18 protein-coding genes and 2 pseudogenes are annotated in these 21,757 nt (G+C 72.8%); 11 read left to right on the forward strand and 9 right to left on the reverse strand.

The window, feature by feature from the left end; genetic code table 11:
• The first annotated feature begins 260 nt into the window (after window positions 1-260).
• Window positions 261-1,733 carry a multicopper oxidase family protein gene (locus ACIA6C_RS17115; protein ID WP_399276596.1) on the forward strand — a complete coding sequence of 491 codons (1,473 nt, stop codon included), beginning with the start codon at window positions 261-263 and terminating at the stop codon, window positions 1,731-1,733.
• Between the two features lie 53 nt (window positions 1,734-1,786).
• On the opposite strand, the gene ACIA6C_RS17120 is transcribed toward ACIA6C_RS17115, so the two are convergent.
• Both ACIA6C_RS17120 and ACIA6C_RS17125 read right to left on the reverse strand, forming a co-directional pair.
• Window positions 1,787-2,608 carry a class I SAM-dependent methyltransferase gene (locus tag ACIA6C_RS17120; protein ID WP_399276598.1) on the reverse strand — a complete coding sequence of 274 codons (822 nt, stop codon included), beginning with the start codon at window positions 2,606-2,608 and terminating at the stop codon, window positions 1,787-1,789.
• 60 nt (window positions 2,609-2,668) lie between these two features.
• A complete protein-coding gene (locus tag ACIA6C_RS17125; RefSeq protein WP_399276600.1) occupies window positions 2,669-3,010 on the reverse strand; it encodes a hypothetical protein in 342 nt (113 codons plus the stop codon).
• A 248-nt stretch (window positions 3,011-3,258) separates the two neighbouring features.
• On the opposite strand from ACIA6C_RS17125, the gene ACIA6C_RS17130 reads away from it, so the two are divergent.
• Together ACIA6C_RS17130 and ACIA6C_RS17135 are read left to right on the forward strand one after the other, a co-directional pair.
• Window positions 3,259-5,541 (forward strand): HelD family protein, encoded by a 2,283-nt coding sequence (locus tag ACIA6C_RS17130; protein WP_399276603.1) that lies wholly within the window; start codon window positions 3,259-3,261, stop codon window positions 5,539-5,541.
• Window positions 5,542-5,655: 114 nt separating this feature from the next.
• Window positions 5,656-7,281: an AMP-binding protein gene (locus ACIA6C_RS17135; protein WP_399276605.1), complete on the forward strand. Its 1,626-nt coding sequence runs from the start codon at window positions 5,656-5,658 to the stop codon at window positions 7,279-7,281.
• 9 nt (window positions 7,282-7,290) lie between these two features.
• Here the strand turns inward: ACIA6C_RS17135 and ACIA6C_RS17140 are convergent, their stop codons facing one another.
• Window positions 7,291-7,917, reverse strand: a complete 627-nt coding sequence (locus tag ACIA6C_RS17140; protein WP_399276607.1) for a hypothetical protein — start codon at window positions 7,915-7,917, stop codon at window positions 7,291-7,293.
• A gap of 131 nt (window positions 7,918-8,048) precedes the next feature.
• Here ACIA6C_RS17140 and ACIA6C_RS17145 point away from each other — a divergent pair, with 131 nt between their 5' ends.
• From ACIA6C_RS17145 to ACIA6C_RS17155, 3 genes are read left to right on the forward strand one after another with little or no spacing between them, the layout of a single operon-like run.
• Window positions 8,049-8,726, forward strand: a complete 678-nt coding sequence (locus ACIA6C_RS17145; RefSeq protein WP_399276609.1) for a response regulator transcription factor — start codon at window positions 8,049-8,051, stop codon at window positions 8,724-8,726.
• On the forward strand, window positions 8,719-9,255 hold the full coding sequence (locus ACIA6C_RS17150) for a hypothetical protein (RefSeq protein WP_399276611.1): 537 nt from the start codon (window positions 8,719-8,721) through the stop codon (window positions 9,253-9,255). The genes ACIA6C_RS17145 and ACIA6C_RS17150 overlap by 8 nt, the downstream gene beginning before the upstream one ends.
• A complete protein-coding gene (locus ACIA6C_RS17155) occupies window positions 9,252-10,145 on the forward strand; it encodes a sensor histidine kinase (protein ID WP_399276613.1) in 894 nt (297 codons plus the stop codon). Before ACIA6C_RS17150 ends, ACIA6C_RS17155 begins: the two co-directional genes overlap by 4 nt.
• On the opposite strand, the gene ACIA6C_RS17160 is transcribed toward ACIA6C_RS17155, so the two are convergent.
• The 4 genes from ACIA6C_RS17160 to ACIA6C_RS17175 form a co-directional block, all read right to left on the reverse strand.
• A complete protein-coding gene (locus tag ACIA6C_RS17160) occupies window positions 10,142-10,525 on the reverse strand; it encodes a hypothetical protein (protein ID WP_366079542.1) in 384 nt (127 codons plus the stop codon). The two genes, ACIA6C_RS17155 and ACIA6C_RS17160, sit on opposite strands and share 4 nt — an antisense overlap.
• A gap of 315 nt (window positions 10,526-10,840) precedes the next feature.
• Window positions 10,841-11,758: a MurR/RpiR family transcriptional regulator gene (locus tag ACIA6C_RS17165; protein WP_399276616.1), complete on the reverse strand. Its 918-nt coding sequence runs from the start codon at window positions 11,756-11,758 to the stop codon at window positions 10,841-10,843.
• A gap of 52 nt (window positions 11,759-11,810) precedes the next feature.
• Window positions 11,811-13,811 (reverse strand): helix-turn-helix domain-containing protein, encoded by a 2,001-nt coding sequence (locus ACIA6C_RS17170; RefSeq protein ID WP_399276618.1) that lies wholly within the window; start codon window positions 13,809-13,811, stop codon window positions 11,811-11,813.
• 58 nt (window positions 13,812-13,869) lie between these two features.
• A complete protein-coding gene (locus ACIA6C_RS17175; protein ID WP_399276620.1) occupies window positions 13,870-15,270 on the reverse strand; it encodes an MFS transporter in 1,401 nt (466 codons plus the stop codon).
• Between the two features lie 390 nt (window positions 15,271-15,660).
• On the opposite strand from ACIA6C_RS17175, the pseudogene ACIA6C_RS17180 reads away from it, so the two are divergent.
• Window positions 15,661-15,750 (forward strand): annotated as a pseudogene (locus tag ACIA6C_RS17180) (transporter); the annotation flags it as partial.
• A gap of 177 nt (window positions 15,751-15,927) precedes the next feature.
• On the opposite strand, the pseudogene ACIA6C_RS17185 reads toward ACIA6C_RS17180, so the two are convergent.
• Window positions 15,928-16,341 (reverse strand): annotated as a pseudogene (locus tag ACIA6C_RS17185) (AMP-binding protein); the annotation flags it as partial.
• Window positions 16,342-16,839: 498 nt separating this feature from the next.
• On the opposite strand from ACIA6C_RS17185, the gene ACIA6C_RS17190 reads away from it, so the two are divergent.
• Window positions 16,840-17,571 carry a hypothetical protein gene (locus ACIA6C_RS17190; RefSeq protein WP_399276622.1) on the forward strand — a complete coding sequence of 244 codons (732 nt, stop codon included), beginning with the start codon at window positions 16,840-16,842 and terminating at the stop codon, window positions 17,569-17,571.
• 116 nt (window positions 17,572-17,687) lie between these two features.
• Here ACIA6C_RS17190 and ACIA6C_RS17195 read toward each other — a convergent pair whose 3' ends face one another.
• Window positions 17,688-18,155: a hypothetical protein gene (locus ACIA6C_RS17195; protein ID WP_399276624.1), complete on the reverse strand. Its 468-nt coding sequence runs from the start codon at window positions 18,153-18,155 to the stop codon at window positions 17,688-17,690.
• Between the two features lie 339 nt (window positions 18,156-18,494).
• Here ACIA6C_RS17195 and ACIA6C_RS17200 point away from each other — a divergent pair, with 339 nt between their 5' ends.
• The 3 genes from ACIA6C_RS17200 (at window position 18,495) to ACIA6C_RS17210 (ending at window position 21,678) form a co-directional block, all read left to right on the forward strand.
• Entirely contained in the window at window positions 18,495-19,367 is an 873-nt protein-coding gene (locus ACIA6C_RS17200) for a helix-turn-helix domain-containing protein (protein ID WP_399276626.1), read from the forward strand.
• Between the two features lie 455 nt (window positions 19,368-19,822).
• Window positions 19,823-21,169 (forward strand): molybdopterin-dependent oxidoreductase, encoded by a 1,347-nt coding sequence (locus tag ACIA6C_RS17205; RefSeq protein ID WP_399276628.1) that lies wholly within the window; start codon window positions 19,823-19,825, stop codon window positions 21,167-21,169.
• Window positions 21,166-21,678: a hypothetical protein gene (locus tag ACIA6C_RS17210; RefSeq protein WP_399276629.1), complete on the forward strand. Its 513-nt coding sequence runs from the start codon at window positions 21,166-21,168 to the stop codon at window positions 21,676-21,678. Before ACIA6C_RS17205 ends, ACIA6C_RS17210 begins: the two co-directional genes overlap by 4 nt.
• Window positions 21,679-21,757 lie beyond the last annotated feature (79 nt).

A 21,757-nucleotide genomic window follows, 5' to 3' on the forward strand; every position in this document is an offset into this window, starting at 1 on the left:
TGGGGTACCCGGGGCGGGCCGGGGGAGAGAGCCTTCGTGCACGTCCACGGAAGGTCGCACAGGGGTCTTGAAATGTCAGGCCCATGCCAAAGTTTTGGCCGGATGGCGCTGCTTGGCGGGAGTTCGCCCCTGGCCCTGCGGGGCTTGTGCGGCACACGAGTGAGTCACGACCGCCCACTCGCACACTTGAACCATCCACTACCGCCTACATGTCAACCCGCCGGCGCGTCAGTCGCCGGGGCAGCACCCTCGGGGGAACAGTGATCAGTCGTAGGACCGTCGTCCGGGCAGGCGTGGCCGCCACCAGCATCATCGGAACGGGCGGCATGCTGCTGCCGGTCGTGAACGCCTCCGCGGACGAGCCCCGCGCCGCCGGAGCCGAGCTCGACCCGGCCGGCATAGCGAAGTTCACGCAGCGGATGCCGCTTGCGCCGGTGCTCCAGCCGTACCTCACCACGAGCACCACCAGCTACTACCGGATGACCTTGAAGGAAGCCTCCAAGGAGGTCGTGCCGGGGCTGACCACCAAGCTGCGCACCTTCAACGGCTCCTTCCCCGGCCCCGTCATCAAGGCGGAGTCGGGCCGCCGGGTCGTGGTCAAGCAGACCAATTCGCTGGACGTGCCCACCTCGATCCACCTCCACGGGGCCCACGTCCCGCAGGACAGCGACGGTTCCCCGATGGACCTCATCGCGGCCAAGGGCGGCAGCAAGACGTACACGTACCCCAACACGCAGCCGCACGCCAACCTCTGGTTCCACGACCACGCCCACCACATGGAGTCGGAGAACGTCTTCCGCGGCATGACGGGCACCTACATCCTCACCGACGACACCGAACGCCGGCTGGGGCTGCCGTCGGGAAGCTACGACGTCCCCATCTCGCTGCGCGACGCCCGCTTCACCGACACCGGTGAACTGGTCTACGAGATGGGCGACTTCCGGCACCGCAACGTCATCCTCGCCAACGGCAAGGCATGGCCCTACTTCGAGGTCGCGGCACGCAAGTACCGGCTGCGCTTCACGAACACCGCCAACCAGCGGTTCTTCGGCCTGAGCCTCGCGGACAACTCGGAACTCGTGCTGATCGGCACCGACGGCGGCCTGCTGACCGCCCCCTACCGCACCGACACGGTGTCCATCTCCCCGGGCGAGCGGGCCGACGTCGTCATCGACTTCTCCCGCTACCCCGTCGGCACCGTCATCGAGCTCCGCAACAAGCACATCGACCGCGACGAGCCGGCCAACGAGATCGGCGCGGTCCTCCAGTTCCGCGTCACGCGGTCCGCGCGCGACGACAGCGTGGTCCCGGCGCAGCTCAGGACGCTCCCGCCGATGCCCACCGCCACCGTCGACCGCAGCATCGAGATGCGGATGGACGAGACGGGCGCCCCGAGCAGCATGGCGTACATCAACGGCAAGACGTACGACATGAACCGGATCGACACCGAGATCGCCTACGGTGCCACCGAGATCTGGACCGTCCACAACGCCAACCAGTACGCGCCGCACAACTTCCACATGCACCTGGTGCAGTTCCGGGTGCTGGAACGCAACGGCCAGGCGGTCACCGAAGGCCCGGAGACCGGGCTCAAGGACACCGTGCCGCTGAAGCCGGGCGAGACGGTGAAGATCCAGGCGACCTTCACCGGGTACCGGGGTACGTACGTCTACCACTGCCACCTGTTCGACCACGGGGCGATGGGCATGATGGCGAACATGCGCATCTCCTGACCCGGCGCGGTGGCCGGCCGCGGTGATCCGGGGCGGTGATCCGGCGCGGCTGTTCAGGCCGCGCCGGGGGCGCCGGGGGACGGCTTGCGGCCCAGGACGGCCCAGGCGCGCACGCCCAGCGTGAGGGAGCCGTCCGGCCGGACCGGCAGGCGATCGCGCAGGGCTCCGCGCAGCCGCTCCCGCCCGGGCGGGGCGAGGGCCGCGACATAGCCGGGGGCGGGACCCTGGCCCGCCAGGAACGGCTCCCACAGCTCGGCGAACGCGGCGAAGTCGGCCCGCACCTCGATCGGGGCGACGTGCACGCCGTCCAGCCCCGCCGCGGTCCACAGGGAGCGCAGTTCCTCCGGGCGGCACAGCGGGAAGCGGCGCCGCTCGTCCACGGCGGCCGCGGTCGGATCCAGTCGCGAGGCCGCCTCCCAGAAGTGGTACAGGAGTTCCATGCCCTCGGCGTAGTCCCACACGTAGCACGCGACGAGCCCGCCCGGGCGCGCCGCGCGCGCCGCCTCGGCGACCGCGGCGTCCGGCGCGGGGAGGAAGTTGAGGGCGAGGGCGCTGACCACGGCGTCGCAGGACCCCTCGCGCACCGGCAGCGAAAGCGCGTCGGCGAGCACGAACCGGGCCGGCGGGGCCACGGCGGTGCGCGCCGCCGTGAGGAAGCCGGCGGAACGGTCGGCCCCTACGACCAGGCGCGGGCGGGCCCGCCGGGCCACCGAGGAGGTCAAGGCGCCCGTGCCACAGCCGACGTCGAGCCACACCGCGCCGTCCGGAACGCCCAGCCAGTCCACGAACCGGTCGGCCACGAGGCGGCTCCAGCGCCCCATGTACCTCTCGTAGGCGTCTCCCGCGGCCCAGACGTCGAACCTCTGCTCCGTCATGCGACCACGATGGCGCACCGCGTGGCCACAGGGCGTCAGGACGGACCGTGTCGTGCGGGGTCAGCCCGCGGCGGGCACCCCGTCGAGCTCCCAGGCGTGGCGCTTGAACTCCCGGACGAAGTCGGGGTGGTCCTCCCACTGGCGGGCGATGCCGCGCAGGACGTCCCAGTGGTGCTCCACCGACTGGTCGATGACGCGGCGGACGGCGGGCTCGGCCTCGGCCCGCTTCTCGATGAGGCCCTTCACCGCGGACGCCTCCAGCACCGCGTTGCGCAGCGCGCGCAGGGCCCGGGAGGTGTCGTCCATCGCGAAGCCGTTCTCGCTGCCGGTCTCGGCGGCGAACAGGGGGGTGAGGCGCGCCTCGATGAACGCGGCGATCCGCGTGAAGTGCTGAACGTCCATGGGGGCTCCATCTCCTGCCACGCGGCCACACCGCGGCCCGGCATCTCTCGGTACTTCGGCCATCCCACCCTAGTGGGGCGGCGGAGGCGGACGGGAGCCGGGAGCCCACGACAAAAAAGCCCCGGACCTCAATGGCGGCCGGGGTGATTCTCTGCGTATATTGGTTATTTCACGTCGACCCGTATCGACAGTACGAGGGAGAGCGTGAAGCAGCTTTACGTGGACATTGTATCGCGTCAGGAGTGGAATTGTCAACCGAGGAATTCCGGAATGAGCAGCAATTCATCACCGGGCTCTACGCACGCCTCGACGACCTGCGTGACCAGGCCGAACGCGCCGTCCGGAGCGCGCTCGCCGAGCCGGGGAGCGGGTTGCAGGCGCGCCTGGAGCGCGATGTGCTGGTCGCCGAGCAGTCGGGTCTGCTTTCCGCTCTGAACTCCGGGGAGAACGGTCTGTGTTTCGGCCGGCTGGAGTTCTCCGACGGCCGGGACCACCACATCGGCCGCATCGGAATCAGGCAGGACGACCCCGACCGCACCCCTCTCGTCCTCGACTGGCGGGCCGAAGTCGCCCGCCCCTTCTACCTCGCCACCGGCCACACCCCGATGGGGCTGCGCCGGCGCCGGCACATCACCACCCGGGGCCGTGAGGTCACCGCACTGCACGACGAGATCCTGGACCTCACCGACACCGAACGCACCGGCCACGAAGGGGCCGACGCGGACGCCGTCCTGCTCGCCGCCCTCGACGCCGCCCGTACCGGGCGGATGCACGACATCGTCGAGACCATCCAGGCCGAGCAGGACCGGATCATCCGCTCCCCGCACGCCGGCGTCCTCGTGGTGGAAGGGGGACCCGGCACGGGCAAGACGGCGGTCGCCCTGCACCGCGCCGCCTACCTCCTGTACGCCTACCGCGAGCTCCTCGCCAAGCGCGGCGTGCTGATCGTCGGCCCCAACCCGGCGTTCCTCGGCTACATCGGCGAGGTCCTGCCCTCCCTCGGCGAGACGGGCGTCCTCCTCGCCACGGTCGGCGAGCTCTTCCCCGGCGTCCACGCCACCCGCACCGACCGCCCCGGCGCCGCGGCGGTGAAGGGCCGCGCGGCGATGGCCGAGGTACTGGCCCGGGTCGTCGGCGACCGCCAGGCGCTGCCGGAGAACGTCCCGGCGGGCAGCGGCGAGGACAGCTCCGTGGTCCCCGAACCGGCCCTGGAGATCGACCACGACGACTACGGGACGCTGCTGCTGGACCGGACGATGGCCCACGAGGCCCGCGACCGGGCCCGCGGCACCGGTCTCCCGCACAACCTGGCGCGCCCGTACTTCGCGTTCCGTGTCATCGACGCGCTCACCGAGCAGCTCGCCGACCGGCTCGGCGCGGACCCGTACGGCGGCCCCAACCTGCTGGGACCCGACGACATCGCCCAGCTCGGCAAGGAGATCGCCACCAGCGCCGAGGTGCACGCGGCCATCGACACCCTCTGGCCGCCCCTGACCCCCGAGCAGTTGCTCACCGACTTCCTCGAAGACCCCACGTACCTGGACGCCGCCGACGCCGACCTGATCCGGCGGCCCGCGACGGAGACCGGCTGGACGCCCGCGGACATCCCGCTGCTCGACGAGGCCGCCGAACTGCTCGGCGAGGACGACAGCGCGCGCCGCGCCGCCGAGGAGCGGGAGCGGCTGGAGCGCATCGCGTACGCGCAGGGCGTCCTGGACCTCTCGCAGGGCTCGGAGTCCTACGAGTTCGAGGACACCGAGAACGAATACCTCGCCGCGCACGACATCATCGACGCGGAGCGCATGGCCGAGCGGCACGAGGAGGCCGACCACCGCAGCGCCGCCGAGCGCGCGGCCGCCGACCGGACCTGGGCCTTCGGCCACGTCATCGTCGACGAGGCCCAGGAGCTGTCCGCGATGGCGTGGCGGCTGCTGATGCGGCGCTGCCCGACCCGCTCCATGACCCTGGTCGGAGACCCCGCCCAGACGGGCGACGAGGCGGGCTGCGGCTCCTGGAAGCGCGTCCTCGCCCCGTACGTCGGCAACCGCTGGGAACTGGTGCGGCTCGGCGTGAACTACCGCACGCCCGCCGAGATCATGGACGTCGCGTCCGCCGTGCTCCGCGCCCGCCACCCCGGCTTCGAGCCGCCCCGCTCCGTGCGGTCCACGGGCGTGCGGCCCTGGGCCCGGGCGGCGGACGACCTCCCCGCCGCGGTCGCCGAGGCGGTACACGCCGGCACCCCCGCGGAGGGCCGCCTCGCGGTCATCGCCCCGCGCCCGCTGCACGAGGCCCTGGCCGCGGCGCTGCCCGGCGTACGCGCCGGTGCGGAACCTGACCTCACCCACGCCGTCGTGCTGCTCGACCCGCGCCAGGCCAAGGGGCTGGAGTTCGACACGGTGCTCGTCGTGGAGCCGGCGGACATCGCGCCGAGCGACCTGTACGTGGCGCTGACCCGCGCGACGCAGTCCCTCGGGGTCCTCCACACCGGCTCCCTTCCGCAGGAACTGGGGGAGGAACTCCTGGCGATGTGAACCGGACGCCCCCGATGTCGCCGCCCGGGCCCTGGCCCCGGCGGTCGCGCGCGGCGATCATAGGGGGGCGCGGGCCCGCCGGGCCCGTGCGCACCACTGGTTACAGGAGGCCGTGTGTCCGCACAGTCCAGCTACGCGTACGGGGTCCACGAAGTGCCGCTGCTCGGCGACACGATCGGCGAGAACCTGGACCGCACCGCGCGCCGGTTCCCCGAGCGCGACGCCCTCGTCGACATGGCCGGCGGACGCCGCTGGACGTACGCGGAACTGGCGGCGGACGTCGACGCGCTCGCCCTCGGCCTGCTGGACCTCGGCATCACCAAGGGCGACCGGGTCGGCATCTGGGCGCCCAACCGTCCCGAGTGGACGCTGGTGCAGTACGCCACCGCCAAGATCGGGGCGGTCCTCGTCACGGTGAACCCCGCCTACCGCGCGCACGAGTTGGAGTACGTGCTGCGGCAGTCGGGGATCCGGCTGCTGGCCGCCGCCGACCGGTTCAAGACCTCCGACTACGCGGCCATGATCGAGGAAGTGCGCCCGCGCTGCCCGGAGCTGGAGTTCATCGTCCTGCTGGAAGGCGGCCTCTGGGCCTCCCTGCTGGAGCGCGGCCGGCAGGGCGATCCGGCCGAACTGGCCCGGGCGCAGGCGGCGCTGAGCCCTGACGATCCCGTCAACATCCAGTACACCTCCGGGACGACCGGCTTCCCCAAGGGTGCGACGCTCTCCCACCACAACATTCTCAACAACGGGTTCTTCGTAGGGGAGTTGTGCCACTACACCGAGCAGGACCGGGTCTGCGTCCCCGTTCCCTTCTACCACTGCTTCGGGATGGTGATGGGCGCTCTGGCCTGTACGAGCCACGGCGCGGCGCTCGTCATCCCGGCACCCTCGTTCGACCCGGCGGCCACCCTGGCGGCCGTGGAGGCCGAGTCGTGCACCTCGCTGTACGGCGTGCCGACGATGTTCATCGCCGAACTCGCCGACCCCGGTTTCGCCGGATACGACCTCTCCAGCCTCCGGACCGGCATCATGGCCGGCTCGCCCTGCCCCGTCGAGGTGATGAAGGAAGTCATCGACAAGATGGGCATGACGGAGGTGTCCATCTGCTACGGCATGACGGAGACCTCACCGGTCTCGACGCAGACCCGCGCGGACGACTCGATCGAACGCCGGGTGTCGACCGTGGGCCGTGTCGGCCCCCACCTGGAGGTCAAGGTGGTCGATCCGTCCTCCGGGCGGACCGTCCCGCGCGGGGAACCGGGCGAACTGTGCACCCGGGGCTATTCCGTCATGCTCGGCTACTGGGGCGAGCCCGAGCGGACCGCCGAAGCCGTCGACGCCGCACGCTGGATGCACACCGGGGACCTGGCCGTCATGGACGAGGACGGCTACCTGAGCATCACCGGCCGGATCAAGGACATGGTGATCCGCGGCGGCGAGAACATCTACCCGCGCGAGATCGAGGAGTTCCTCCACGGACACCCGGACGTCCTGGACGTCCAGGTCATCGGCGTCCCCGACGCCAAATACGGGGAGGAGCTGATGGCGTGGGTCCGGATGCGCGAAGGCGCCGAGCCGCTGACCGCGCAAGCCGTCCGCGCGTACTGCGAAGGCCGCCTCGCGCACTTCAAGATCCCGTGCTACGTCCACGTCGTGGACGAGTTCCCGATGACCGTCACGGGCAAGATCCGCAAGGTCGAGATGCGCGAGACGGCCACCCGCCTCCTGGCAACCGGCTGAGCGCCGGCGTCAGCGAGGGGCCCTGGGACCCTTCTCCAGCACGGTGTTGCCCGTCACCGTGCCGTCGCTCCCGGAGAGGGTGACGTCGTGCCTGACGCCGTCCGGGCCGAGGACCACGGCGTCCCACGCGCTCGCCCCGCCCTGTTCCACGACCACGCGCAGGGACTCCACCTTGCCGCCCGAGACGGCTCCCGCCGCCTTGTCCACGGCCTGCGGGGCGGGCAGCGCGGGCAGCGGCACGGGAGCGGCCGCCTTCGCACCGCCTCCCTCCCGGCCCGGCCGTCCCCAGCCGGGTGCGCCGTCCTCCGCGCCGCGGCCTTCCCTCCGGCCGTGGGCTTGGGGCCTGCCGTCCGCCCGGCCGCCCTTCGGGCCGTCACCCCGGCCGTGTTCCCCGGCGAAGGACGCGTGCCCCCCGCGCTCCTCGTGCCGGTGCTCCGCGACCGCCACGGCCGCCGCCGCGGCGCCGCCGCCGACCAGCACCACCAGCCCGAGGGCCACCCAGCGCGTCCGCCCCTGCCGGGTCAGCCGGACGAGCCTGCCACGACGGCCCGCCGGCGCGGCGCCCGCCGGGACCGCTTTCGTCCCGCCGTCGTCCGCGGGCCGATCGTCGGAAGGCTGGGGAGTGGAATGGGTCATGTGGCTGCTCCTCGCGTACTCCGGGCGCTCCGCCCGGCAGGGCAATCGTGCGCCGCGCATGCTGAAGCTGCGCTGAAGCGAGCTGAAGACCTCTTCAGCAACCGCGCGTGGCGACCTGCGAACCTTGACCCGTGCGCGTACTGGTGGTCGAGGACGAGCGGCGGCTGGCCGCCGCCCTGCAGCGGGGGCTCGGAGCCGAGGGCTTCACGGTGGACGTCGCCCACGACGGCACCCAGGGGCTGTGGCTGGCCGCCGAGCACGACTACGACGCCATCGTGCTCGACATCATGCTTCCGGGCCTCAACGGCTACCGGGTCTGCGCCCGGCTGCGCGCGGCGGGCTGCGAGTCGGGCATCTTGATGCTCACCGCGAAGGACGGCGAGTACGACGAGGCCGAAGCCCTGGACACCGGCGCGGACGACTTCCTGTCCAAGCCGTTCTCCTACGTCGTCCTGGTGGCCCGGCTGCGCGCGCTGGTCCGGCGCACCGGCCGCCGCCGCCCCCACACGATGACCCTCGGGGACCTGGTGGTCGACCCGGCCGCGCAACGGTGCACGCGTGGCGGGACCGAAGTGCGCCTGACCTCGCGGGAGTTCGCGGTGCTCCAGTACCTGGCTCGGCGGCCCGGGGAGGTGGTGTCCAAGCGCGAGATCCTGGAGAACGTGTGGGACGCCGCCTACGACGGTGACCTGAACGTCGTGGAGGTCCACGTCAGCGCCCTGCGCCGGAAGATCGACGCACCCTTCGGGCGGGCCGCGGTGGAGACGGTGCGCGGCGCCGGTTACCGGCTGGCGGCCGACGGTGGCTGAGCGGACGTCCCGCCCGGGCGCCCGGCTGCGCGCGCGGGCCCTCGCCGTACGCCGGCTCCCGGCCGGCGGACTGCGGCCCCGTTCCGTACGCGCCCGGGCGACGCTCGGCGCGTCCGCCGTGGTCGCCGTCGCCCTCGGGGCGGTCTCCTTCGGGCTGATCGGGCTGCTCCACGGGAACCTGGTGCGCAGCGCCCAGGCCGACGCCGAGCGGCAGGCAGTGGCCACCGCGGGGATGGCGGCGGGAGGCCGGCTGGACCCCGTGCTGGCCGCCGGGCGCGGAACGGACTTCCTCCAGGTCGTGGACGCCGGGGGCCGGGTGCTGGCGGCGAGCCCCAACCTCGCCGGCCGTCCCGCCCTTTCCGGGGTCCGCCCCGCACGGCCCGGAACGGTCCGGGACACGTGGAACGGCCGTCCGATGCGCGAGGAGCACCGTCAGCGCGTCGTACAGGTCACCACCGCCACCGCGTCGGGCTGGTCACCGTCTACGCGGGCACCTCGCTGCGGCAGGCCGACGCGGCCGGGGACATGATCACCGCCGCACTGGCGGTCATGGTGCCGCTGCTCGTCCTGACCGTGGCCCTCGTCACCTGGCGCGTGACCGGCTGGGCGCTGCGGCCCGTCGAGGCGATCCGCGCGGAGGTGGCGGAGATCAGCGAACGCGACCTGCACCGTCGGGTGCCGGTGCCGCCGAGCCAGGACGAAGTGGCCCGGCTGGCGGTGACGGTGAACGCGACCCTGGACCGGCTCGAAGCCGCGGGGATCCGCCAGCGGCAGTTCATCGCGGACGCCTCGCACGAACTGCGCAGCCCCATCACGGTGCTCCGCACGCAGTTGGAGGTCGCGCGGGCGCATCCCGACCCGGCCCTGTGGGGCGAGCTGGTCAGCGGCGCTCTGGAGGACACGGTCCGGCTGCAGGACCTGGCGGCGGACCTGCTCCTGCTGGCGCGGCTGGACACCGCCGAGCCCGCTCCGGCCGCCCCGGTCGACCTCACCGCGGTCGCCCGGGAGGCGGCGCGCCCGCGCGGGGGCGACCGTTTCCCGGTGGAGGCGCAGCTCGCCCCGGGAGTGACCGTGCGCGGCAGCACCCTGTGGCTGTCCCGGCTCGTCAGGAACCTGCTGGACAACGCGCAACGCCACGCCGCCGGGCGGGTGTCGCTGTCCCTCCGGGTGGACGAGGAGCGGGGGGTGGCGGTGCTGGAGGTGTCCGACGACGGGCCCGGTATCGCGGAGGCGGACCGGGAACGGGTCTTCGAACGCTTCACGCGGCTCGATGACGCCCGCAGCCGGGACGAAGGAGGGTCGGGCCTCGGGCTGGCGATAGCCCGTGACATCGCCTCGGGTCTGGGCGGCTCCCTCTCGGTCCAGGACGCCCCCGGGGGCGGCGCCCGCCTGGTGGCGACGCTGCCGCGAACGGCCTAGCGGCGGCGGGGTGCCCCGTTGACGAGGAGGGCGTCGGTGATCAGGCGGACGCCGCGGGCCAGGCGGGCGAGTTGGTCGAGTTCGACGGCGTACATCCGGATGGTGTTCTCGATGACGGCCTCGGCGACGCCCAGCGAGGGCAGCTCGGCCCGGCAGGTCTCCAGGGCCACCCGCACCGCGCGCATCTCGTGCTGGAGCTGGATGCGCGCGTGCCGGGTGAGGAGGACGGGATGGCGGTTGAGCGTCGAGTACGCCGCGTAACGGGCCGGCAGCAGGTCGCGCAGCCAGCGGATGGCGGTGCGTTCCCAGTCGTGACTTCCGGGGGCCTTGACCTGACAGGGCCAGTCCGGGCTGAGGGTGGCAGAGGCCGTCTGGGGCATTCTCGTCGCTTCCGAGTGGTGTCGAACTCTGATCGAGAGGGGGTGGGCGGCCTCGACCCAGGGGTTGATCGAGGCCGCCACGGCGGTCTACGGGATCCGAAAGCCCGGATCGGGTACCCGGAAGCGGGCGTGAGGAGGAGTCGCTCGCTGCTGGGTGCTCGCTCGGGAGGGCGTGGGGTCGCTCTCCCCGGCATCTGGTGGATTCCGGCCGCGCCTCAGTAAACATATATACCGTCGAGTAAGCAAGCGTATGAAAAAATTCATGCGTCTCTCACGCGAACGGTTTCATCCGGAAAAGGAGCTTCAACTTCCGCTCTAGAGGAAGAATCCGTGCAGGTCAGCGGCCTGTTCATAGCCTTCGAGGCGCGCCTGCGTCCGCTCCGGGTCCGCATCGGCCATCGCTTGCAGGAGGGCCGCCGACAACACCCCGGGCGCCGCGTACGAGTCGAAAACCAGCCGCGATCCGGTGCCCGCGGTGAGCACCACGTCGGCCTCCTCCACCAGGGGCCCCAGCGTCGGATCGGTGATCAGCACCACGCGCAGCCCGGCGCCGCGGGCCGTCCGCACAGCGGCCAGGGTCTCCTTCGCGTGCCGGGGCATGGCGAAGGCCAGCACCCAGGTGCCGCCCGCCGCGCGGGCCTGGAGCAGCGCGTCGTAGGCGACGCTGCCCCCGCCCGTCACCAGGCGCACGTCGGGGTGGATGCGCCGGGCCGCGTAGGCGAAGTACTCCGCGAGGGAGACGGAGATGCGCAGGCCGAGCACGGTCAAGGGGACCGACTGGGCCAGGTCCCGGCCGATGTCCAGGATCTGATCGGTGTCGGCCAGCAGCCTGCGCACGTTCTCCAGGTTCTCGATCTCCGCGTCCACCGCCGCCTGGAGCTCGTTGTGGCGGATCTGCTCCCGGCTCTCCTGATGGCCGGCGACCGCGTTCAGCGCGATCGGCTGCAACACCTCACGCAGGGCGGGATATCCGCTGAAACCCAGCGACGCCGCGAAACGGGTCACGGACGGCTGGCTCACCCCGACCCGTTCCGCGAGTTCGGTGATCGAGAGGAACGCGGCCTCGGTGAGGTGGTCTATCAGGTACTGGGCGATCCGCCGCTGACCGGGGGACAGGGGGTGCCCGTCGAACAGCGCCCGGACCCGGTCGGCGGGGGCGCGCTCGTGCTCCGCGGCCTGTCCGCCCGGCGTGATGGCGGCCGCCTGAGCGCGTTCCTGCTGCCCCGATGACACCGACGGGCCTCCTTCTCATGCCACTCGTGATCAAACATAGCTCACCGGTGAGTCACGAGGTCAGACGGTACAGACGCAAGGCCAGCTGGAGCTCCAGGGCGGCAGCCGGGGCGTTCCAGTCGTCACCCAGGAGGCGGCGGATCCGGTCCAGCCGCTGCACCACCGTATTGACGTGGACGTGCAGGGCGTCCTTCGCCTTGGACAGGCTCGCGCCGTGGGCGAAGTAGGCGTCCAGCGTACGGACGAGCTCGGTGCCGCGCTGGGCGTCGTACGCGATGACGGGGCCAAGCACCCGCTCGACGTAGCCGCTCACATCGGCGCGGTCGCCGAGCAGCACGCCGAGGAACCCCAGCTCGGTGAGGGCGGCGCCCTGGCCGGGGCGCCCGAGGGTGCGCAGGGCCTCGACGCACCTCAGGGCCTCCGCGTACACGGCCGGCAGCGCGCCAGGCCGGTCGGCGGGGCCGGCCGCGCCCACCGTCACCGGCGTGCCGAGCGCGAGCCCCAGCTCGGCGGCCAGCGAGCGGGCCAAGTCCCCGGGACGCTCGGCCGGGGTCGCCGCCGGGCGCTCGGTCGGGGCGGCGCCCGGGCGCTGCGCCGGGACCGCCCCCCGACGCTCCGCCGGGACCACCATCACGACGAGCCCCTCATGCACGCCGGACAGCCCCCGGGCGGCGCGGGCCCGGCGGGCGGCCTCCGACGCCACACGGCCCCGGGCCGCCGGGTCGCACTGGAGCACCAGCACCGCCTGCGGCCGGGACAGGTCCAGGCCCAGCCGGCGGGCCCTGATCCGCCGGCTCGCCCCGTCGTCGACCCGGCCCGCCCCCTCAGGGGTCAGCAGGTCGTTGAGCAGTTCGCCGCGCACCCGGTCCTCGGCCTCCGCTATGGAACGCCGCAACAGCAGCAGCAGGGCCGTGACCAGGCCGGCCCGCTCGAACAGGCGCCGTTCGGAGTCGGTGAGGCCGGGCCGGCCGGTCAGGGCGACGCTGCCGAGGAGCTCGGGGCCCGCCATGACCGCCCAGACCCAGACGCCGTCCACGGAGACGGCGCGCCCGCCGGTACGCGAGTCCGCCACCCCCCGCACCGGCGCGGCGAGCGGGTCGGCGCGGACCCGGGCCAGTTCGGTGCCGTCGGCGTCGTGGACCACGATGCCGCCGCTGAGCAGGCCCGCGACGTCCCGCGCGAGATCGCCCACGTCGCCGCCGCGCAGCACGAGATCGGTGAGCCGGTCGTGGGTTTCGGTGGCCAGGCGCATCGCCTCGCTGTGGGCGCGGATCGTCTCGTTGGCCCCGCCCAGTTCGACGAGCGCCGCCCGGGTCTCCTCCAGCAGCCGGGCCCCGTCGATGGCGACAGCGGCGTGGTCGGCGAGCGAGGACAGCAGCGCGACCGCGTCGGGGGCGAAGGCCCGGACGGCGCGGTCCGCCGCGTACAGCACGCCGATCACCCGCGTCCCCACGCGCAGCGGGACGCCCAGGATGCCCCGCAGCCCCTCCTCGCCGACGCCCCGGTCGATGGCCGCGGTGTGTTTGAACCGGCCGTCCGCACCGTAGTCGCTGGAGGCGTAGGGCCGGGCCGTCTGCGCCACGAGACCGCCGAGCCCCTCGCCCATGCCGAGGCGCAGCTGCTGGAAGGCGGCGGAGACGGAGCCGTCCGTGACGCGCATGAACGTGTCGCCCGCCGCGGGGTCGTTGAGGGTGAGGTAGGCGACGTCGGTACCCAACAGGGTCCTCGCCCTGCGGACGATCGCCCGCAGTACGGCGTCCAGGTCGCGCAGGGCGGCGAGGTCCCCGGCCGTGTCGAACAGCGCGGTCAACTCCGCCTCCCGGCGCCGGTGCTGACCCAGGGTCCGCCTGATGTCCAGCGCCACGCGGGTGGCGTCCTCCACGAAGGCGAGCTCCGCCGGGTCGGCGCCGCCGCTGCGCGCTCCCCGGGCGGCCGCCGCGAACCGCTCGGCCGGCGCCCCCTCGGCCAGCAGGCCGAGCAGCGCGCGGAGCGCGGCCGCCACCGGGTTGTCGAGGGGAGGGCGGGTGCTGGAGGCATCGTTCACGCGGCCCATGCTGACAGCCCTTCCGACGGGCCTGCGACGGGGGAGGCCCGATTCCCCGGCTCCGCGGTCAGGCCGCGTCGGACGGCCGGCCCGTCCCCGCGGCGGCGGCTCGCCGGCCGGGTACGGGGACGGTGGCGGACGAACCCCGTCCGTACGCCGCCAGGTTCCGGCCGCGGGTCTCCCTCGCGAACGCCACCGTGAATGTGGTGACCACGGCCGCGCCGCAGAGGTAGACGGAGACCGGGAGGGAGGAGTCGTAGTCCTTGAGCAGCTCGACGGCGATGATCGGGGCCAGCGCCCCCGCGACGATCGAGGCGAGCTGGGAGCCCATGGAGGCGCCGGAGTAGCGGACATCGGTGTCGAACATCTCCGAGATGAATGCCGCTTGCGGCCCGTACATCGCGCCGTGCAGCAGCAGACCCGCGGTGACCGCCACCGTGATGACCGCGAAGGACCGCGAGTCGACCAGGACGAAGAAGGCGAACGCCCAGACGGCCATGCCCGCCGAGCCGAGCAGCGTCACCGGCCGGCGGCCGATCCGGTCCGACAGCGCACCCCAGGCGGGGATGGCGACGAAGTGGACGGCCGAACCGATCAGTACGGCGTTCAGCGCGCTGCTCTTGGGCAGGCCGAGGTGGGTGGTGACGTAGACGAGGAGGAAGGAGGTCAGGACGTAGTACGAGATGTTCTCCCCGAACCGGGTGCCGATGGCCGTCAGCACCTCGCGCCAGCTCCTGCGGAACACCTCGACCACGGGGGCCTTGTCCTTGCCCGCCCCCTCCTCCTTCCGCGCCCGGGCCTGCGCGGCGAGGAAGACGGGGGACTCCGCAACCGAGATCCGGATCCACAGACCGGCCGCCACCAGCACGCCCGACAGCAGGAACGGGATGCGCCATCCCCACGCGAGGAAGGCCTCCTCCGACTGCACGGACGCCAGCAGCGCCAGCACGCCGGTGGCGAGCAGGTTGCCGCCGGGCGCGCCGGACTGCGGCCACGAGGCCCAGAACCCCCGGTGCTCGTCGCCGCCGTGCTCGGAGACGATCAGCACCGCGCCGCCCCACTCGCCGCCCAGCGCGAACCCCTGCACCAGCCGCAGCACCGTCAGCAGCACCGGCGCCCCGACGCCGATGCCCGCGTAGGTGGGCAGCAGCCCCATCGCGAAGGTGGCGCCACCCATCAGCAGCAGGCTGAGCACGAGCAGCTTCTTGCGCCCGACCTTGTCCCCGAAGTGCCCGAAGACGACCCCGCCGAGGGGCCGGGCCAGGAAGCCGATGGCGTAGGTGATGAAGGCGATCAACGTCCCGGTGAGCGGGTCGGCGGTCGGGAAGAACAGCTTGTTGAACACGAGCGCGGCGGCGCTGCCGTACAGGAAGAAGTCGTACCACTCGATGGTGGTCCCGATGAGGCTGGCGGCGACGATTCTCTTGATGGATCCGGCGGTCGGGGGAGCGGTCTCGGGGGAGGCCATGAACACCACTTCCAGGAGGTCTGCGGGGACGGTCGGGTGTCGCCACAACGTAGAAGTCGCCAGGTCAGCGGCATATGTGGCGGTCCATCACAATGGGCCGCCATCATGTGTCGCGCACCACCACATGGCAGTCGAGGGCCCATTCTCACCCCGGGAGGCACCCCTCCCAGATCGCGCCGGATTTGCGGAATTCCGCCCGTTACGGTGGTGCGGTACTGAAGCCCGTGCTGGTTTGGTGCTGACCCAAAACCCCACGTCGGCACCCCTCGTGACCCGCCCCGTGCTGGTTCGGTGCTGGTTACGGAGAGTCGATGACGATCCGTTGCCGACCACGGGGGCGCAAACCGGAACGCGCAGGGGCAGTGGGCCGCTCGGGTACGGGGGTGCGCGATGGAGGCCATGCTCGGAGTGCGGTTCCTGGCGAGCGAATACAGCACCGGCCCCGTGCACGGCGGGCGCATCGACTCGCTCGGGCTGGACAGCTGATGTGGGGCGGGGGACTACACCCGGTACGACCTTCGCGGCGTCCGGGAGCACCGCTGGCGGGTCGGTCGAAAAGCCGCCGTACGGGGACTCCTCGCCCGGCGCCTCGAAGGTGAACACCCGCCGCAGGAGCGGTGTTCCGGCCGCCATGTCGGCGGCCATCGCCGTGTGGTCGAAGCCCTGGTACGTCGCGGGGCCGACGTAGCCGACCGCCTCGGTGACCCGCACGAGGCGGGACACCTCGGGCGCCGGGTGCGGCAGCGGACAGAACACGGGGACCGCGCCGGCGCGCATCAGCGCGATCACCGTGACGACGAACTCGGGAACGTTCGGCAGCTGGACGACGACGCGTTGCCCGGGCCGCAGGCCGCGCAGCCGGAATCCGGCGGCCACGCGGTCGACCCGCCGGTTGAGGCGCGCGTACGTGGTGGGGGTGTCGCCGTGCACGAGCGCGGTCCGCGGCCCGTACCGCAGGGACCAGGCCCGCAACAGGTCATCCAGGGTGTTCCGGGGCCACTGCCCGGGCGACCGGTAGTGGTCGGCGGACTCCTCGGGCCGGGGGGTGCGGCCGGCGGGCATGGATGCCATGGGTTTCCTTCTGGAGCCGGGTTCCCTGGATGCCGGGGTCGGGGTCCGTTCATTCGGAGCAAGGTCGCGGAAGGCAATCCAATGGTTCAACCCGCCTGCACGCAATGTGCTTTCCTGACCATGGGTACCGAATCGCCTCGGCGGAAGGTCCAATCGGCGCCGCTGACCAGCAGGCGGCTGTCCGGGCTCGTCCGGGCACGTGCGGGCTCGGCATCTCGAACGCACCGTAGGCCCGGCGCTGACGATTTCCCCGTTGACCGGGCGGCCCGATCGGCTGGGTAGTCTTTGCCGCCGTCGACGGTGATCGGGACCGGTTGCCGCGGCGTCGCCCTTGCGCACCTGTGCCGCCCCGTCCGCCGGCTCGCCGGGTGGACGGGGCGCGAGGCCGTGGTCGGACAGGGGCCGGGAGCACGGCCCGGCCGTCGGGCGTTGGACCGTTGGAAGAGGGGAGCGGTCTCGTTGCACACACCGCACCACCCGAGCGATGAGGAGGAACCGATGAGCGCGGCCGACGAGGGACGGCAGTGGCTGGACGAGGTCAGCGTCGACAACGCGAGGACGACGCTGCTTCAGCTCCTCGCCCGGGCCGGGGTCCCTTCGGACGACGCGAGGGAGCTGATCGGGCTGGTCGAGGCGGGTGCGCTGGCTCTCGCCCACGAGGAGCTGCGGGGCCGGGGCCGGAGCGTACCCGGTGACAAGGGCGAGGAGTACGCATCGGGCTGGCTCGACGGCGCCGGACACCTCTTGGAGGAGCTCGGCGTCGTGGCCGAGCGGACGCTGCTGCAGGTGGTGGGGGCGGACGAGGAGCCGGGCGCGGCCGGGGAGCATCCCAGGGCCGGCCGGATGGAGGTGGAGCGGGCGCGGGTGGCGCTGACACCCCTGTACCTGACGTACACCGCGGTCTCGGAGCTGGATCCGGAGGTGACCGAAGAGGTGCTCGCCGCCGTCCTGGCCACGATGAGCCCCCGGCAGCGGGCCGGGTACCCCGGACGGCTTGCGGAGTTCGCCGGATTCCACCGGGAACGGCTGGAGCGGCTGTTCGCGGAGTTCGGCCCGGGCAGCGCCACCGCGGTGCACGGCCGCTATTCGCTGCTGCACTCGGCCACGAGCATCGCCGTGCTGGAGCGGCTCCTCGCCGTACCGCGGGCCCTGCGGGAGGAATGGGACGCCGCGGAACTGCCGCCCGCGTGGCTGGATGGCCTGACGACCGCCTGGAACAGCGCAGCCTGACGCGCGGGCGAGCCGGCGGGCTGCTCGGAAGCGGCCCACCGCCCGACCACCGCCCGACCACCGCCCGACCACCGCCCGACCGCCGGCTCCGCAGCCGGCGCGACGGGCGGCCCCGTTCAGTGCGCGGAGGTGCCGGCGGAAGCGGTGGTGAGGGTGCGGATGGCTGTGTGCTGGGAATAGGCGAGCAGGCCGACCGTGGTCGCCGCCATGACCACGGCGAAGAATATGTGGCCGAGGCTGGAGGTGATCGTCATGCCCAGGGCGTTCATGGCGAAGTGGCTGCCGATCCGCAGGAGGACCAGGGCGATGGCCACCCTGCGGGTTTCCTTGCCCCGCCACAGGGCCTTGGCGAGCTTGAGCCGCCCCCGCATCATCGTCAGCGAAACGATGATGTTGACGGCCAGCAGTACCAGCAGCACCGGCCAGGCCGAGGGGAAGGCCTTGAGGATGTCGAAGGCGGCCGCGAGGACGCCCTCGAAGCCGAAGAACCAGACCGGCAGGCGGTAGTCGGCAGGACTCAGGACGCCGGTGTCGGTGGTGTCGATCGCTTCGGCCGGTGCGGGCTTCTTCTTCAGGACGTTCATGTTCTCCCCCGTGGTCAAGGTGTTGATCACATTCTGAACCGGGCCGGGTCACAGGGGCAGAGGCCCCCGGTCACACGTGTGAAATGACAGTTGTCACGTCGTCGGCCGCCGGTCGGCGCGCCGTACGGTGCAGTACCGCGCCGCCGACTCCGGCGCCCCGCGGATCTCCGCGTACTCGTCGCCGGAAGGTCCACGAACACTCCCCTCGACAGGGCATCGAGCGCACCGGCGCAAACCGGTCCCGCAGGTTCGTGACATGTCTAGGCTGATTTCTTGACCATGACTGGTGCGGGAGGCGGGCCCGTGCTGACGCCACCGGCACGCCGGAGGGGAGCGGACATGCGAGTGGCGTTGGAGGCGGGCACGCCCGGCCGGGGCGTCCGGATGACCCGGGTGGGTGACCGGTGGCGGGTGACCCGGCCGTGGCCGCCCCGGCTGCGCCCGTTCGTGCACAGTTACGCCGGCTACTGGGAGGCGGCGGCCGCGCCCTACCGGGTGCGGTTGGTTCCGACGGGCCGGGCGGTCGTGCTGATCAGTCTGGGGGAGCCGTTCGCCCACGTCCGCCGGGTGGGGGAGACGGGCCGGGGCAGCCCGGTGACCGGCTCGCTGGTCGCCGGGCTGGAAGACGGGCCCCGCGTGTGCGACCACCCCGGTGGCCAGGAGGCGATCCGGCTCGAACTGACCCCGCTGGGCGCCTACCGGCTGTTCGCCGTGCCGATGAGCGAGTTGACCAACACGGTGGCCGGGCTCTGCGACGTCCTCGGCCCCGAAGCCCGGATGCTGGTGGAGCGGTTGGCGGCCGCCGGCAGCTGGGATGCCCGGTTCGACCTGCTGGACGAGGCGCTGGCGGCCCGGATCGAACGCGGCCCCGATCCCGCTCCCGAGGTGGGCCACGCCTGGCGACTGCTCTCCCGCGCCGGCGGTGCGATACCGGTCGGCCGGCTCGCGGCGGAGGTCGGCTGGAGCCAGCGCCACCTGGTTCGCCGGTTCACCGAACAGATCGGTCTGACGCCCAAGACGTCGGCCCGTGTACTGCGCTTCCACCGGGCCGTGGGAATGCTCGCCCGCGAGGGCGTGAACCTCACCGAAATCACCGCCACCTGCGGCTTCTACGACCAGGCCCACCTCAACCGCGAGTTCCGGGAGCTGGCCGGGACCACTCCCGGCCGGATGGCCGCCGCCCGGGTGGCCGAGGGAGCCGTCGCACTGTGAGGGGCGAGGTCAGATTCGTCCAAGACGGGCCGCCCGCAGGTCGCTAGTGTCCCCGTTCGTGGCCGGTCAGGCACCTGCACGCCTGGCCCTGAGGGGGGAGTACGAGATGGAAAACCTGCTGCGCGTCCTCGTGTCCGGCGCGCTGACCGGAGGCTTGATCGCTTTGGCGGGAGCCCTCGGCCAGCGTCGCCGCAGGCGCCGGGAGGGCGGTGGACCGGACGGCCGCTGACGGGCCCGGACCGCCGTGAACGGGGGCCTGGCGCGGGGGAGGGGGCCGCGCCAGGCCCCCGTTCACGCCGGTCCGGGACGGCGGCCATGCCGGGCCGCCCGCCCCCGCGTGAGCCGGATGGTCCGGAGGCCACCGGTGCCCGGAGGGCGTGTCACCGGCCCGCCCCGGCCTCCCGTGCGGGATCGTCTCCCCGACGATCGGTGAGCGCGTACGCGGAGGTGGCCCGATGGAGGCGAACGACGGCAAGCAGGGCCCGCCCGGGCCCACCCCCCGGCCGCGGCACACGCCCCGGCCGCGGCCCGCTCCTGCGGCCCGCCGGACCGTCGCCCCGCCGCCGGGTCCCGCACGTCCCGAATTTTGGCGCAGCCCGCTGCGGGGACCGTGGCTGACCGCCGTGTTCGGGCTCGTGCTGCTGGTCGGGGTCACCCTCCTGTTCGTGACGGGCCTGCTGTCGTACGCGGCCTACAACCCGGACCTGGCAGCGGTCAACGACCAGACTCCCGGCAAGGGATGGCTGGGCTTCTACCTGTTCTCCTGGCCGACCTCGCCGCACTGGCTCTACCGGCTGACCCAGGGCCTGCACGTCGTCCTCGGCATCGTGCTCGTTCCGGTGCTGCTGGCGAAGCTCTGGTCCGTCATCCCCAAACTGTTCGAATGGCCGCCCGTGCGGTCGGTCAGCCACGGCATCGAGCGCCTGTCACTGCTCCTGCTGGTGGGCGGCGCAGGCTTCGAGTTCGCCACCGGCATCCTCAACGTCCAGCTGCACTACGTCTTCCCGGGCTCTTTCTACACCCTGCACTTCTACGGGGCGTGGGTGTTCATCGGCGCCTTCGTCGTGCACATCGCCTCGCGGCTGCCGCGAGCTGTCCGTGCCGTACGCGCCCCGGGCGCGCAGCCGGCCACCGGCACGCCGGAGGCGGCCGGTCTGGTCTCGCCCCGGCCGGCCGCGGCGACCATCTCCCGCCGCGGGGCGGTCGGCATGGTCGGCCTCGGATCCCTGGCGCTGTTCGCCGTGACGGCCGGTCAGAGCGTGGGCGGCTGGACGCGCCGGAGCGCGCTGCTCGCCCCGCACGGCCGGGACCCCGGCTCCGGCCCGAACGGCTTCCAGATCAACAAGACCGCGGCTTCCGTCGGCATCCGGCCCGGTGACATCGGTCCTGCCTGGCGGCTGACCGTACGCGGCCCGGGCCGCCACCAAGTGGTGCTGACCCGTGACGAACTGCTGGCCATGGAGCAGAACGAGGCGGCCCTGCCCATCGCCTGCGTGGAGGGCTGGTCCACCCCCGACCAGTTGTGGAGCGGCGTACGGCTCACTGCTCTGGCCGCACTGGTCACGCCGGGTACGGACGCCCCGCAGGTCCTGGTGGAATCGGTTCAGCGGGCAGGGCCGTTCAACGCGGTGGCTCTGAGGGACAACCAGGTACGCGACCACCGCTCGCTCCTCGCCCTGCGCGTCAACGGGGCCGTCCTCTCGCCCGACCACGGCTACCCCGCCCGTGTCATCGTCCCCGGAGCCCCAGGCGTCAACAACACCAAATGGGTCACCCGCCTCACTTTCGGAGAGCCGGCATGAGCGCCGTGACCGCGTTCCGCCGACGCTACGGAGCCTCCCCGCTGCACCTGCTGCTCGTCCTGGCCTCCTTCGCCCTCACCGCCTACGCGGGCGTGCGCCTGCTCAAGGGGGACACCGTCGGCGTGGCCCTGTGGTTCGTCGGGGCGGCGCTCCTGCACGACCTCGTGCTGCTCCCCGCGTACTCCCTGCTCGACCGGGCCGCGCAACTCCCGAAGGCGCCCTGGCCGAGCGTGAACTACGTACGCATCCCGGCTTTCGTCTCGGGGCTGCTGCTGCTGGTCTGGTGGCCGTTGGTCCTGGGCCGTGTCAGCCACTACACCGCGGCCACCGGGCTCCCGGCCGACGCCTTCCTGGGACGCTGGCTACTGATCACCGCGGCCCTCTTCGCGGCCTCCGCGGTGATCCTGCTGGCCCGCAGGTGGCAGGCGTCGGGACCTGCACGACGCGAGGCACGCCGCCGGCGTCAGGCCCACGGCACCCCGCGGTGGCCGCGGCGCCGACGCCGTTAGGGCGGTGGGGGTGGTGGGTGCGGTGGGGCGGTGATCTGCGCGAGATGGGCTCACAGTGCCGTCGCGCAGCCGTCCGGGG

The sequence above is a fragment of the Streptomyces sp. NPDC051578 genome (genome assembly GCF_044454045.1).
Classification (GTDB): Bacteria; Actinomycetota; Actinomycetes; order Streptomycetales; family Streptomycetaceae; genus Streptomyces.